Origin of the sequence: Klebsiella sp. w6 (assembly GCF_033100215.1) — a bacterium.
Lineage (GTDB): Bacteria > Pseudomonadota > Gammaproteobacteria > Enterobacterales > Enterobacteriaceae > Klebsiella > Klebsiella variicola.
In genome coordinates, this window is record NZ_CP136907.1 from 3475160 (window position 1) to 3488418 (window position 13259).

18 protein-coding genes are annotated in these 13259 nt (G+C 53.9%); 10 read left to right on the forward strand and 8 right to left on the reverse strand.

Features of this window, described 5'->3' with window-relative positions:
* Positions 1 to 42: 42 nt before the first annotated feature.
* From R0140_RS17240 to R0140_RS17255, 4 genes are all read right to left on the reverse strand, one after another.
* Complete coding sequence (locus R0140_RS17240; RefSeq protein WP_012542146.1) at positions 43 to 930, reverse strand: manganese catalase family protein; 888 nt, start codon at positions 928 to 930, stop codon at positions 43 to 45.
* 16 nt (positions 931 to 946) lie between these two features.
* Positions 947 to 1453 carry a ferritin-like domain-containing protein gene (locus R0140_RS17245; RefSeq protein WP_008807706.1) on the reverse strand — a complete coding sequence of 169 codons (507 nt, stop codon included), beginning with the start codon at positions 1451 to 1453 and terminating at the stop codon, positions 947 to 949.
* Positions 1454 to 1479: 26 nt separating this feature from the next.
* The gene (locus R0140_RS17250) at positions 1480 to 1974 is read right to left on the reverse strand and encodes a YciE/YciF ferroxidase family protein (protein WP_008807707.1); all 495 of its coding nucleotides are present in this window, start codon (positions 1972 to 1974) and stop codon (positions 1480 to 1482) included.
* 89 nt (positions 1975 to 2063) lie between these two features.
* Positions 2064 to 2249 carry a con-10 family general stress protein gene (locus tag R0140_RS17255; RefSeq protein ID WP_004150795.1) on the reverse strand — a complete coding sequence of 62 codons (186 nt, stop codon included), beginning with the start codon at positions 2247 to 2249 and terminating at the stop codon, positions 2064 to 2066.
* 609 nt (positions 2250 to 2858) lie between these two features.
* Here R0140_RS17255 and R0140_RS17260 point away from each other — a divergent pair.
* Together R0140_RS17260 and R0140_RS17265 are read left to right on the forward strand one after the other, a co-directional pair.
* Positions 2859 to 4052 (forward strand): zinc-dependent alcohol dehydrogenase, encoded by a 1194-nt coding sequence (locus R0140_RS17260; RefSeq protein WP_008807708.1) that lies wholly within the window; start codon positions 2859 to 2861, stop codon positions 4050 to 4052.
* A gap of 53 nt (positions 4053 to 4105) precedes the next feature.
* Entirely contained in the window at positions 4106 to 4297 is a 192-nt protein-coding gene (locus R0140_RS17265; RefSeq protein ID WP_072023763.1) for a DUF1272 domain-containing protein, read from the forward strand.
* 44 nt (positions 4298 to 4341) lie between these two features.
* On the opposite strand, the gene R0140_RS17270 is transcribed toward R0140_RS17265, so the two are convergent.
* On the reverse strand, positions 4342 to 4887 hold the full coding sequence (locus R0140_RS17270; RefSeq protein ID WP_012968540.1) for a cysteine hydrolase family protein: 546 nt from the start codon (positions 4885 to 4887) through the stop codon (positions 4342 to 4344).
* A gap of 322 nt (positions 4888 to 5209) precedes the next feature.
* Here R0140_RS17270 and R0140_RS17275 point away from each other — a divergent pair, with 322 nt between their 5' ends.
* The 4 genes from R0140_RS17275 (at position 5210) to R0140_RS17290 (ending at position 7239) form a co-directional block, all read left to right on the forward strand.
* Positions 5210 to 5683 (forward strand): OsmC family protein, encoded by a 474-nt coding sequence (locus R0140_RS17275; RefSeq protein ID WP_049152866.1) that lies wholly within the window; start codon positions 5210 to 5212, stop codon positions 5681 to 5683.
* Between the two features lie 137 nt (positions 5684 to 5820).
* A complete protein-coding gene (locus R0140_RS17280) occupies positions 5821 to 6144 on the forward strand; it encodes an antibiotic biosynthesis monooxygenase family protein (protein WP_012542151.1) in 324 nt (107 codons plus the stop codon).
* Positions 6137 to 6529: an amino acid-binding protein gene (locus R0140_RS17285; protein WP_032732783.1), complete on the forward strand. Its 393-nt coding sequence runs from the start codon at positions 6137 to 6139 to the stop codon at positions 6527 to 6529. The genes R0140_RS17280 and R0140_RS17285 overlap by 8 nt, the downstream gene beginning before the upstream one ends.
* Positions 6526 to 7239: an ArsR/SmtB family transcription factor gene (locus R0140_RS17290; protein ID WP_032732782.1), complete on the forward strand. Its 714-nt coding sequence runs from the start codon at positions 6526 to 6528 to the stop codon at positions 7237 to 7239. Before R0140_RS17285 ends, R0140_RS17290 begins: the two co-directional genes overlap by 4 nt.
* 337 nt (positions 7240 to 7576) lie before the next feature.
* On the opposite strand, the gene R0140_RS17295 is transcribed toward R0140_RS17290, so the two are convergent.
* The 3 genes from R0140_RS17295 to icd form a co-directional block, all read right to left on the reverse strand.
* Complete coding sequence (locus R0140_RS17295) at positions 7577 to 8050, reverse strand: hypothetical protein (protein ID WP_032730035.1); 474 nt, start codon at positions 8048 to 8050, stop codon at positions 7577 to 7579.
* On the reverse strand, positions 8047 to 8385 hold the full coding sequence (locus R0140_RS17300; RefSeq protein ID WP_032732780.1) for a hypothetical protein: 339 nt from the start codon (positions 8383 to 8385) through the stop codon (positions 8047 to 8049). Before R0140_RS17300 ends, R0140_RS17295 begins: the two co-directional genes overlap by 4 nt.
* A gap of 398 nt (positions 8386 to 8783) precedes the next feature.
* Positions 8784 to 10034 carry an NADP-dependent isocitrate dehydrogenase gene (gene icd / locus R0140_RS17305; protein ID WP_008806032.1) on the reverse strand — a complete coding sequence of 417 codons (1251 nt, stop codon included), beginning with the start codon at positions 10032 to 10034 and terminating at the stop codon, positions 8784 to 8786.
* Between the two features lie 240 nt (positions 10035 to 10274).
* On the opposite strand from icd, the gene rluE reads away from it, so the two are divergent.
* The 4 genes from rluE to hflD are packed head-to-tail and all read left to right on the forward strand — an operon-like array spanning position 10275 to position 13259.
* Entirely contained in the window at positions 10275 to 10925 is a 651-nt protein-coding gene (gene rluE / locus R0140_RS17310) for a 23S rRNA pseudouridine(2457) synthase RluE (protein WP_032729972.1), read from the forward strand.
* A 16-nt stretch (positions 10926 to 10941) separates the two neighbouring features.
* Complete coding sequence (locus R0140_RS17315; protein WP_008806030.1) at positions 10942 to 11400, forward strand: NUDIX hydrolase; 459 nt, start codon at positions 10942 to 10944, stop codon at positions 11398 to 11400.
* Positions 11401 to 11456: 56 nt separating this feature from the next.
* Positions 11457 to 12563 (forward strand): tRNA 2-thiouridine(34) synthase MnmA, encoded by a 1107-nt coding sequence (gene mnmA / locus R0140_RS17320; RefSeq protein WP_012542211.1) that lies wholly within the window; start codon positions 11457 to 11459, stop codon positions 12561 to 12563.
* Positions 12564 to 12617: 54 nt separating this feature from the next.
* Entirely contained in the window at positions 12618 to 13259 is a 642-nt protein-coding gene (gene hflD, locus R0140_RS17325; RefSeq protein WP_004140557.1) for a high frequency lysogenization protein HflD, read from the forward strand.

Consider the following 13259-nt stretch of genomic DNA (forward strand, 5'->3'; position numbering starts at 1 on the left):
CATTGTGAATCGCCCCGGCCGCAGCCGGGGCTCATGCGAACATCACTTAGCCGATGAGGAAGTGTTTTGCTTACCGGCGCCGAGTTCGGCGCCGGTCAAAGGATCGCCCTGCGGGTCAGACTGCGTTCGCTTCAGCATCGCTTTGCACAGCGCTTCCTGCTCTGGCGTCAGGCCGACAGTAGCGCTGCCATCTCCGCCATCCACGGCCGGCTGCGGATCCTTGACATAATCGAAGTGTTTGTCACTGTTCCAGCTGCCGCGTACTTCTCCACCTTCAGACATATTGTAGTAGGTGTTAGCGTACTCGCTAATGGGCGGCAGTTTGCCCGGTGGATAGTTGTTGCGAATCGACTGCAGCGCCTTCTCAAAAGAGAGCTGATGCGCCGCTTCGCGGGTCATCAGGAACGCCAGCGCGTCTTTCACTCCGGGATCGTCGGTCACGTTGATCAGGCGTTCATAGACGATCTTCGCCCTCGCCTCCGCGGCGACATTCGACCGCAGGTCGGCGGTGGGTTCGCCGATAGTATCAATATAGGCCGCCGTCCACGGCACGCCCGCCGAGTTGGTCAGCGGGGGACCGCCGCCGTACAGCAGCGAGGTAATATGGCTGTCATTACCGTTGGCGGTGAGCGAACGATAGAGTTCCGCCTCGCTCTCGGTGCCCTCCGCCAGAGCTCCTTTGGCCCCTTTATTCAGCATGCCGACCAGGGTGCCAATGATCTCCAGATGGCTCAGCTCCTCTGTCGCGATATCCATTAGCATATCTTTGCGGCCGGGATCGTCATCGCTTAATCCCTGGGTGAAATAACGACACGCGGCGGCCAGCTCGCCCTGAGGACCGCCAAACTGTTCGAGCAGTAAATTCGCGAGCCCCGGATTGGGTTCAGCAACGCGCACGGTATACTGCAGTTGTTTCACATGACGAAACATAGGCCTGCCTCCTGGGTTATTTTTTCGCTTCTACGCCGTCAGCATCTGAACGCAGGAGAAACTGCTCCGTGGTCTGAGGAATATGTTTGATCAGCCAGTCGGCCATTTCCCGCTCTTCCGCCAGGATAGCCTCAATAGCCGGGATGGAGGCGGTGTCGCCCGCTTTTTCAGCCGCCGCCAGCAGAGAGGTGTAGCAGGCGATCTCAAATTGCTCGAAGACGTACCCGCTGATCGAGCCTTTGACGATTTCATCGGAAGGAAACATTCCGCCGATGGACTGGCCGAGAGCCGCCATTTTACTCATCGAATCTTTAATCACCGAGCGCGAAATGTCGTTGCGGTCGAGGATCTCTTCCAGCACGGTAATTTGCCGTTTGGTCTCATTAATATGCTGTTCAATTCTGGCACGGAGATCCGGATAATTATCGATACGGCCAGCCATCGATTCCAGCATGGATTCTGCCTGCTTTTCCATGGCATGCGCATCGCGTAGCCAGTCATGATAATGTTCAACGTGATTCATCGTGATTTCCTCGTGTCAGGGAGCGTTTATTTTTCCGCTTTTTTATTAATGTTACCTACCGCCAAATCGGTTAATTTAACGTCGGTTTGCTTTTCTTCTTCCAGCGTTTCGGCCAGCAATTTGACCGCTTTTTTATAGCCCAGCTGTTCTGCCAGGGTGACCAGGGTGCCGTAACTGGCAATTTCGTAATGCTCGACCTTTTGCGCAGCGGCAATTAGCGCAGCATCTCGTACCTCATTTTTTTCCGTGCTCTCAACGACTTCATTGGCCTCTTCGATTAATCCTTCCATGGCCACGCATTTCATGCGTTTGATTTTCAGGCCGGATTCCTGCTCAATAATCTGGTCAATACGTTCAATCTGGCCCTGGGTTTCTTCGAGATGAGCATTGAACGCCGCGCTGAGTTTTTCACTGGACGCCGCTCTGGCCAGTTTAGCCAGCCCGCGGGTTAATTGTTTCTCTGCGCTGTAGGTATCTGAGAGCAGGTGGATAAATACATCTTCAATGCTTTTCATATTCATAGAAATACCTTCTGGAGTCAGAAAATAACTGCGAGTCTATACAGACTCGCAGGAGATACTTTCACTTCAGGGTGCAAGGAAAAGGATAATCAGGAATTATCGGACTTGCGGCCACCGCCGTGGCTGTTTTGTCCGCCTTTTTTACCCGCTTCGGACGCACGCTGCGGATCATTTTTAAAGTTCCCGCCGCTGTGCTGACCACCTTTACGACCTGCTTCAGAAGCTTTTTCACGGTCTTCAGCAAAATTACCGGAACCACCACGATGCTCTGCCATATTTCACCTCATGTATATCGGTTATGTCAGTACGATACGAAAATATTCCGTATCACTCGTCGTTCGATATTTAACTCTAGCGGGTAATGCTGGTTAGTCAAATTATTATTCCGTTTTCCCGACGTCTTTCAGCAGTAATTCGGAATAATTCTACAACACACATTAAAAATAACCAGACGGCACATCACCGCTAACTTACTGTGTGCAGGGAAATAATACCTGCAGCCCTCGCATTATCGATACAACCGGAGTACTCCTGTTGAGGTATATAACGAAGCGGCGCGGCGAGGCTTCGTCGGCATGAAATTCAGAACTTTTCTAAAGATAACCAATAAAAAAAGCCGCTGGGGGAGCGGCTATCAAATAAAAAATAGAGCGAATATCATGCCTAATTAAGGCTAGCCTTCTTCATCCGAATATGCAAATAACCCAACAAATCAAACGTGAAATAAGCGAAACGTAAAACACACCCAACAACTGAAATATCACGCAGTTCCATTACTTGTACTCTACGCTTTATTTTTACGGTGGTTTATCGGTGGCCATCGCGTCAGGTCAATATGCCTTTGCGCCTGATGCGGTCAGCCGTTCTCTCCAGGAGAATATGCAATGAAAGCACTCACTTATCATGGTCCCCATCATGTCAGCGTCGACACCATGCCCGACCCGGCCCTTGAAGCGCCGGACGATATTATACTGCGCGTCACCGCGACGGCGATTTGCGGTTCCGATCTCCATCTTTACCGCGGAAAGATCCCCGGCACGCACCACGGCGATATTTTCGGCCATGAATTTATGGGGGAAGTGGTGGAAGCGGGTTCCGAGGTCACCGCGGTCCGCAAAGGCGACCGGGTGGTTATCCCGTTTGTGATCGCCTGCGGAGACTGCTTCTTTTGTCGCCTGCAGCAGTATGCCGCCTGCGAAAGCACCAATAGCGGCCAGGGGGCGACACTCAACCGAAAAGGCATTTCGCCACCGGCGGCCCTGTTTGGCTATAGCGATTTGTACGGCGGCATCCCGGGCGGCCAGGCAGAATATGTACGGGTCCCCAAAGCCAATACCGGTCCATTTAAAGTGCCTGACACCTTACCCGATGAAAAGGTGCTGTTTCTGTCAGATATTCTGCCCACCGCCTGGCAGGCAGTAAAAAACGCCGAGGTCAAACCCGGCAGCAGCGTGGCTATTTTTGGCGCCGGCCCGGTAGGGCTGCTGTGCGCCTCCTGCGCCAGGCTCAATGGCGCAGAGCAGATATTTATCATCGATCATAACGATTACCGACTCGATTTCGCGCAGCAACGCTATGGCGCGATCCCGATAAACTTCGACACCCATGACGACCCGGCGCAGTGGATTATCGATAACACGCCGGGACATCGCGGCGTCGACGCGGTGATTGACGCCGTGGGCTTCGAGGCGAAAGGCAGCCTCACGGAAACCGTCCTCAGCAACCTGAAAATCGAGGGCAGCAGCGGAAAAGCCCTGCGCCAGTGCATCGCCGCCGTGCGCCGCGGCGGTATCGTCAGCGTGCCCGGGGTTTACGCCGGTTTCATTCATGGGTTTATGTTTGGTGATGCCTTTGATAAGGGGCTGACCTTCAGGATGGGGCAAACCCACGTCCATGCCTGGCTGCCGGACCTGCTGGCGCTGATTGAGCAAGGGCTGCTCACCCCTGAGGAGATCGTCACTCACCATATGCCGCTGGAGGAGGCCGCGCGCGGCTATCAGATCTTTGAGAAACGCGAAGAGGCATGCCGCAAAGTCATCCTTGTGCCGGGGATGCAGCCCGGGAAGGCAACGCTTTGAGGCGGAAGTTAATCCGCCCTCGCTGATACAGCCGTTAACCACAGGAGAAGTTAATGCTCGAGTTACGCCCGAATTGCGAATGCTGTGATAAAGATCTGCCGCCAGACTCACCCGAGGCGTTTATCTGCTCGTTCGAGTGTACTTTTTGCCGGGACTGCATGACGGCGCGGCTGCACGGTCGTTGCCCAAACTGCGGCGGCACCCCGCCTCCACCCTGCGCCGCCATGCACAGTAAAACCGGATGAACTGGCGTGGCAAACGGGAGCCATCGAGCTCCCTTTCTTCATCCTTATTTCTCTGCAGAAAAGTGCCACTCTGCGGCGGTCGATAGCGTCACAAATGGCCCGGCAAGCGTGATATTGTGATGGCCGATAATGTCAGGCGCTGACAACCGTTCGTTATCCATGGTTGAGTGCGCATCCGAGATCAGCACCGTCCGCCATCCCAGCGCCGATGCCGCACGGCAGGTCGTGTCCACGCAGAATTCGGTTTTCATCCCGGCAATAACCAGCTGTTTTACGCCGGCCTGGGCGAGCCGATGCGCAAGGTCAGTGTGCTGGAAACAGGAGGGGTACCTTTTAATAAAGACGATATCCCGCTCGCCGTTAACACCCATCTCAGGCAGCAGTTGGGTTAATGGACTTTGTGCTGAGAACGGAGAATCGTCCGGCCCGGTATGGCGGGCAAAGAAGACGGGCACCTCAGCCTGTCTCGCTTTTTCAATCAGCAGGCAAACGTTCGCCAGAAGCGCATCGGCCTGATACGGAGAAACCGGGCCATGGAAAAGCCCCTGCTGCATATCGATAATTAAAAGGGCATGCTCAGATGAAATCATGATGGGTCTCCATTCAGTGTGTCACGAACGGAGAGGTCTCTCCCCGTCCACATTGGCGGGGAGTGAGGATCTGTTTGTCAGGAGCCGGTCACAGATACGCCCACACCACCGCAGGTTACGGTCGTGGTGGTGGTGACGGTGGTGGTTGGCTGCACTGACGTAATCATTATCTGACCTTCACTGATTCCTTACCGATAAAAGATAAGCACGATTAAAACGGCTCTTTTCTTATAGCATTGAGCAGATACGGATGGCAATTTATGCGCGATCAACGCAGCCGCCAGCACATAAATCCCCCCCTCCACAGAGAAAAGGCAAATCTATGCAACATGCTTATACCAGCCATATCACATGGACCGGCAATCAGGGCACGGGTACTTCGGGTTACAAGGCTTATGCCCGGACCTGGGATATCGCGGTAAAGGGAAAAGAACCCATTCATTGTTCAAATGATCCATTACTTGGCGGCGATCCCGGCAAAATGAACCCGGAAGATCTCCTGCTCTCTTCTCTCTCAGCCTGTCACATGCTGTGGTACTTACATCTGGCCTCCGATGCCGGCATTACGGTCATGGAATATCAGGACTCGCCGGTGGCAACGGGTGAAGTGTTAAAAGGGGGCGCGGGTCGCTTTATTTCTGCCACCCTCAGGCCGAAAATCACCGTACTATCAGGTACCGATCTCGACGCCGCCACGGCCATTCATCAGCAGATCCATCACGTCTGTTTTATCGCCCGTTCGGTCAATTTCCCGGTCAGTTACCAGCCTGAATTTATTATTTTTAACGCAGAGTAACGCGTTTCTGGGACGGTAATTCGGTGCACAGGGACGGCGGCTGAGGGTATCCCCCCTCAGCCATACTTCGCTGCAGACCGAAGCATTCTGCTCGGGCCGTCAGTAGACTGCAGGGACATTCACCACGGAGCAGACTGATGATTGCAGTACTTTTTGAGGCCGACGCCTTACCAGAAGCACAGGAAAGATATTTACAGCTTGCGGCCGGGCTGACGCCTTTGCTTTCAGACACGCCGGGGTTTATTGCCATTGAGCGCTTTCAGAGCCTGAGTACGCCCGGCAAAATCCTCTCGCTATCCTGGTGGGAAGATGAAGCATCGGTGGCCAACTGGCAGCAAAATGAGCGGCATCTGGCTGCCCAGCGCGAAGGTAAAGCATCGATTTTTTCATACTACAGAATACGCGTTGCCCGCGTGTTCCGGGATTACGCATCGGATCGGGGAGCGCAGCCAGATGTATGACATCCACGTGATTCTCAGCAACACGCCGGGCTCGCTTGGCGCAATGGGTATGGCGCTGGGTAACAACGGCGTGGGGCTCGAAGGCGGCGGCGTATTCACCACGCCTGAGGCCGGACATGCGCATTTTCTGGTGGAAGACGGTGAGAAAGCCCGCAGGGTACTGACCGAGGCCGGCTTTGCCGTCAGCAGTGTATGCCGTCCTCTGATCAGAAAGTTACCTCAGGAACGACCAGGGGAACTGGGCGACATCGCAGACACCCTTGCCCGCAATGGCATTAATATTCTGGTACAGTACAGCGACCACCGTAACCGGCTCATTCTCATTACCGATGATGACACCCGGGCTGCGGAAGTGACCAAAAAATGGGCCATACTTTCTGAATGAATCTCCTGAAAACGCAGCAAGACAGTGAGCCAGAGGAGGCGCTGGAAACCGCTATGGCGATGGTGGCCTCCGCCCTCTCTGACCCGTCAAGGGTCAGTATTCTATGCGCGCTAATGGATGGGCGCGCATGGACGGCAACCGAACTCAGTACGGTTGCCGAGGTGTCTGCCTCCACCACCAGCGGACATCTTGCCCGACTGCTCAGCAACGGGCTGGTGGTGTGTCTCGCGCAGGGGCGTCACCGCTATTACCGCCTGGCGGGCGCGCATATCGCCGCGCTGCTGGAAAACCTGATGGGCGTCTCTATGCAGGCGCATAAGACGCTTCTCCCCAGCACGCCGGTTAACCTTCGTTACGCACGCACCTGCTACGACCATTTGGCGGGCGAGCTGGCGGTGAACATTTATGAGTTTATGCTGCGGGAAAAATGGCTGGCGGCCGATGGCCTGGCCCTGACATCAGCCGGTAAAGCCCAGCTTGAACGCCTTGGCGCAGTACTGAACACCCGCCCGCGACGTAAGCCTTGCTGTCCCTGTCTTGACTGGAGTGAAAGACGTTTTCATCTGGGCGGTGACGCCGGATCGGCGCTGATGGCACTGTTTGAGCAGAAAGGATGGATAACCCGCACGCCGGGATATCGGGAAGTGCAAGTGACGGATAGCGGCAGAGCGGCGTTGTCCCGGCTGTTTAATCTGAAAGTGAGCGGATAGCGTATTGCTTTTCAGTCACCCATTTGGCGCCTTAACGTTCGGCGCGGTTTTAACCTGCATTTTCTCCCCGAACTCCCCCTCTAACTTTGGTGCATCTGTTTGCATGTCCGCATAAATTCCGCACCTCTATGTCGGGGAACGTGTGACGGGGGATTAAGGGCACCATGTGAGGATAAGCTAATCTGTGCTCATTCCTAACCAGAAACAAATAATATGTTTCACTACCTCTTCTATAATAAATTTAAAATCAATAAGTTAAACCTGTTCAGTAAGATTAATTTTTTATATTTCAATCTAAAAACAATAACTTGCCAAATCCCGACTCTTGTCGAAACTGTCAGCGATGATAGGTTTCCCATTCCCGGTAAACCGATATAATTGACTGATATTTAGATGTGTCAGCAGGACTGAAGAAAAACTGCAACTCCTTATCTTCGTACAACTCTCTGATTGGAACGTGATAAGTTTTCTTAAACGTTTCCTTGTTTAGTTTTCCTTCACGATAACTCATACAGGCTTGATCATATGCATTGAGCCAAGTTTCTTGTGCTGAATTATAATTTTTGCTGATGATTGGATAGTTGACAGCAGAGCTATCAGCTTCTGCGTATTTCATCAATGCCTCGCGCAGCTGTACTGTTGCAGTAGCAATACTATTTGTAATCTGACTTTCGAGAGCAGCTTCCTGTAACTTCAGCGCTCTTTTGGAAATAACGTTTGCATTGCGATATTGAAGTGCTGAATAGATAGAAGCCACCAAAGCTATACATGACAGCGTAAGCGTTACAATATTTAATTGTTCTTGATTCATGGTTTCGGTCCTTTTGCTACCATTCTCATCATTGCTAGTATTTCATCATTGCTAATGGATGAGCCTGATTTAGCTAACGCCTCATAATCCTCCCTACCACTGTAGTGTTCAAGGGCGATAACATCATCGTCATACCCCAGGTCCGTCAGGGCCTTTTTTAGCTCTTCGAGCATACGAACCCGTTGATGCTCAGTAAGAGGGTTTCCATCTACTGTTAAAGTCTGAATTTCCATCCAGATTTTATTCAATTCTATCACTCGCATATCTCCATCTTTACATTTAGATATGCGAGCAGCATATATTTCTGCTAATTCCTTATAAGTTTGGACTGCCATAGTATCTCTCCTTGATGTATGAATTAGAGTTTGTATAGATAAAGTAAGACTTCTTCATTGTATTGAAGAAAATTAGAAGAACAAGATTTTTAGGGAATTTTACCTATACAACGCATTCTTTTTCGCTATCAATCTCTTTTTAAAGAAAAAGAGATTCTATATATACACTTCTGGCAATGGCAAACTGCCAAGATATTTCCTAACCTGATATCTTTCTGAGTTCATAACCCGGTCATGGCAAATACTTAAGTTAGAAAGGCAGCATTGAACTGGTTGATGTCGTGCAGCAGGATATCTGTCACTACACGATCCGATGAGCACCTGGGGGAATCATTGACTGAAAATCAAAAAAAACGGGAGCCCATCGACTCCCGCTTTTACTTAATCCACCAACGGGATTACATGTTCGCGATGATAGCGTCGCCAAACTCTGAACATTTCAGCAGCTTAGCGCCTTCCATCAGACGTTCGAAGTCATAGGTCACGGTCTTGGCGGCGATAGCGCCTTCCATGCCTTTGACGATCAGGTCTGCGGCTTCGAACCACTGCATGTGGCGCAGCATCATCTCTGCGGACAGGATGATGGAGCCCGGGTTCACTTTGTCCTGGCCAGCATACTTCGGCGCAGTACCATGAGTCGCTTCGAACAGCGCGCACTCGTCACCGATGTTGGCGCCCGGGGCGATACCGATACCGCCAACCTGTGCCGCCAGCGCGTCAGAGATGTAGTCGCCGTTCAGGTTCATACAGGCGATAACGTCGTATTCCGCCGGACGCAGCAGGATCTGCTGCAGGAACGCATCGGCGATCACGTCTTTCACCACGATCTCTTTGCCGGTGTTCGGGTTCTTGATTTTCACCCACGGGCCGCCGTCGATCAGCTCGCCGCCGAACTCTTCGCGAGCCAGCTGGTAGCCCCAGTCTTTGAACGCGCCTTCGGTGAACTTCATGATGTTGCCTTTGTGCACCAGGGTGAGGGAATCACGATCGTTGGTGATCGCGTATTCAATCGCGGCGCGAACCAGGCGTTTGGTGCCTTCTTCAGAGCACGGCTTGATGCCGATACCGCAATGTTCCGGGAAGCGAATTTTCTTCACGCCCATCTCATCGCGCAGGAATTTGATGACTTTGTCTGCTTCAGCAGAGTCGGCTTTCCACTCGATACCGGCATAGATATCTTCTGAGTTTTCACGGAAGATAACCATATCGGTCAGTTCAGGGTGCTTAACCGGGCTCGGGGTGCCCTGGTAGTAACGTACCGGACGCAGGCAGACGTAGAGGTCCAGCTCCTGGCGCAGCGCCACGTTCAGAGAACGGATGCCGCCGCCGACTGGGGTGGTCAGAGGACCTTTGATAGCAACGCGGTAGTCACGAATCAGATCGAGGGTTTCAGCTGGCAGCCAGACATCCTGGCCATAGACTTGGGTCGATTTTTCACCGGTGTAAACTTCCATCCAGGAAATTTTACGCTCGCCCTTATAGGCTTTCTCAACGGCGGCATCAACCACTTTCAGCATCGCTGGGGTAACGTCAACGCCGATACCGTCGCCTTCAATGAACGGGATAATCGGATTGTGAGGGACGTTCAGTTTGCCGTTTTGCAGGGTGATTTTTTGACCTTCCGCCGGAACTACTACTTTGCTTTCCATTAACCTCTCCTTCGAGCGCTTCTGGTTCTGCTCTTCCCTCTTCACGCGAGCCTGGTGTTGGCTGAGTCGGCCAGCTCCAGCGTACCGGGTTTTCCCGCTAAGCGGAGCTATCGCGTCCGTGTCGCCTTCCTGCCTGTAGTGCGAATCGGTTTGAGCAATTTTTTGTTAATAATTTGTAATGAGCATGTCAATACTACCTGAATGTTTGCGTCCATGAAAGGCATTCGTAATTAGGCTATAATGCGGCAATTGATAGAGCCTGAAAATACCATGCAGAAAACTTCATTTAGAAAACATCGCGTTGAGCGATTCAGCACACAACAAGTCACCAGACAACGTAAAGAACACCAGCCAAAAACTGTGATCTTGTTCAATAAACCCTATGATGTGTTGCCGCAATTTACCGACGAGGCCGGGCGCAGCACGCTGAAAGATTTTATCCCCGTGGCGGGCGTCTACGCCGCCGGTCGTCTTGACCGCGACAGCGAAGGCCTGCTGGTGCTGACCAACGATGGCGCGCTGCAGGCGAAGCTAACCCAGCCGGGTAAACGCACCGGCAAGATTTACTACGTCCAGGTGGAAGGCGAACCCACCGCCGAGGCGCTGGCCGCGCTACGCAACGGCGTCACGCTCAACGATGGCCCCACCCTGCCTGCTGGCGTGGAAGTGGTGGAGGAGCCCGCGTGGCTGTGGCCGCGCAACCCGCCTATTCGCGAGCGCAAATCGATCCCCACCTGCTGGCTGAAAATCACCCTCTACGAGGGACGTAACCGCCAGGTGCGCCGGATGACCGCCCACGTCGGCTTCCCCACCCTGCGCCTGATCCGCTACGCCATGGGCGGCTATACGCTTGACGGACTGGCGAATGGCGAATGGCGTAGAGCCGAATAACCGAAAAGGAAAAGCGATGTTTAAACCTCATGTTACTGTAGCCTGCGTGGTTCACGCCGAGGATAAATTCCTCATCGTCGAAGAGACCATTAACGGCAAAGCGCTGTGGAACCAGCCGGCGGGCCACCTGGAGGCCAATGAGACGCTGCTGCAGGCCGCCGAACGCGAACTGTGGGAAGAGACCGGCATTCGCGCCACGCCGCAGCACTTCATCCGCATGCACCAGTGGGTCGCTCCCGATAACACGCCGTTTCTGCGCTTCCTGTTCGCCATCGAACTTAGCGATCTGTGCGCCACCGAACCGCATGACAGCGATATCGATCGCTGCCTGTGGCTCAGTGCTGAGGAAATTCTTAACGCGCCGAACCTGCGCTCGCCGCTGGTTGCCGAAAGCATTCGCTGCTACCTGCAGGACCCGCGCCAGCCGCTGTCGCTGATTGGCGCATTTAACTGGCCGTTCACAGGGGGTGAATGAACGGTGAGCGCGTGCTAGAATACGCCGCCTCGAAGTTCAATGTAGCGAGTATTTCCATGTCAGAAAGCCAGAAAAAAGTGATCGTCGGCATGTCCGGCGGCGTCGACTCCTCGGTCTCCGCGTACCTGCTGCTGCAGCAAGGGTATAAGGTGGAAGGCCTGTTCATGAAGAACTGGGAGGAAGACGACGGCGAGGAATACTGCACCGCCGCCGCCGACCTTGCCGATGCGCAAGCGGTCTGCGATAAGCTGGGCATTGAACTGCACACCGTTAACTTTGCCGCCGAATATTGGGACAACGTCTTTGAGCTCTTCCTGGAAGAGTACAAAGCCGGCCGCACGCCGAACCCGGATATTCTGTGCAATAAAGAGATCAAGTTTAAAGCCTTCCTCGAGTTTGCCGCCGAAGACCTCGGCGCCGACTACATCGCCACCGGGCACTATGTGCGCCGCGCCGATGTCGACGGCAAAAGCCAGCTGCTGCGCGGCCTCGACGGTAACAAAGATCAGAGCTACTTCCTCTATACCCTTAGCCACGAGCAGATTGCCCAGAGCCTGTTCCCGGTGGGTGAGCTGGAAAAACCGCAGGTGCGTAAGATCGCCGAAGAGCTGGATCTGATCACCGCGAAGAAAAAAGATTCCACCGGCATCTGCTTTATCGGCGAACGTAAATTCCGCGATTTCCTTGGCCGCTATCTGCCGGCGCAGCCGGGCAAAATTCTCACCGTCGACGGCGAGGAGATCGGTACCCATCAGGGGCTGATGTACCATACGCTGGGCCAGCGTAAAGGGCTGGGCATCGGCGGCACCAAAGAGGGTAGCGAAGATCCGTGGTACGTGGTCGATAAAGACGTTGAGAATAATATTCTTATCGTCGCCCAGGGCCATGACCACCCGCGCCTGATGTCCGTCGGCCTGATTGCCCAACAGCTGCACTGGGTTGACCGTGAACCGCTGCAGGGCACCCTGCGCTGCACGGTGAAAACCCGCTATCGCCAGACCGATATCCCCTGCACCGTCACCGCGCTGGATGAAGACCGTATCGAAGTTCGCTTTGATGAGCCGGTCGCGGCGGTCACCCCGGGCCAGTCCGCAGTGTTCTATCTGGGTGAAGTGTGCCTCGGCGGCGGAATTATTGAACAACGACTGCCTCTGCAGTCCTGAACGCGCGTTATTTCCGTCGGGACGAACCGCCCCGACGGCTGACAAGGAGTATGTGTGGCGAAGAATTACTATGACATCACGCTGGCGCTGGCTGGCGTTTGCCAGGCGGCACGACTGGTTCAGCAACTGGCGCATCAGGGACATTGCGACAGCGATGCCCTGCATGTGTCGCTGAACAGCATCATCGACCTCGATCCCGAGTCGACGCTGGCGGTGTTCGGTGGCAGTGAAGCCAATCTTCGCCTCGGCCTTGAAACGCTGCTCGGGGTGCTCAATACCAGCAGCCGTCAGGGCCTCAATGCTGAACTGACGCGCTATACCCTGAGCCTGATGGTGCTGGAGCGCAAGCTCGCCGCCAGTAAAGGGGCGATGGATACGCTCGGCAACCGCATCGCCGGCCTGCACCGTCAACTGGAACACTTTGACCTGCAGTCTGAAACGCTGCTCAGCGCCATGGCAGGCATCTATGTTGACGTGATAAGCCCGCTGGGGCCGCGTATTCAGGTGACCGGCTCCCCTGCCGTGCTGCAAAGCCCGCAGGTGCAGGCGAAAGTTCGTTCAGCGCTGCTGGCGGGTATTCGCGCCGCGGTGCTCTGGCATCAGGTGGGCGGCGGACGTCTGCAGCTTATGTTTTCCCGTAATCGTCTGGTTAACCAGGCAAAGCAAATTCTTGCTCATTTAACCCCGGAGTTGTGA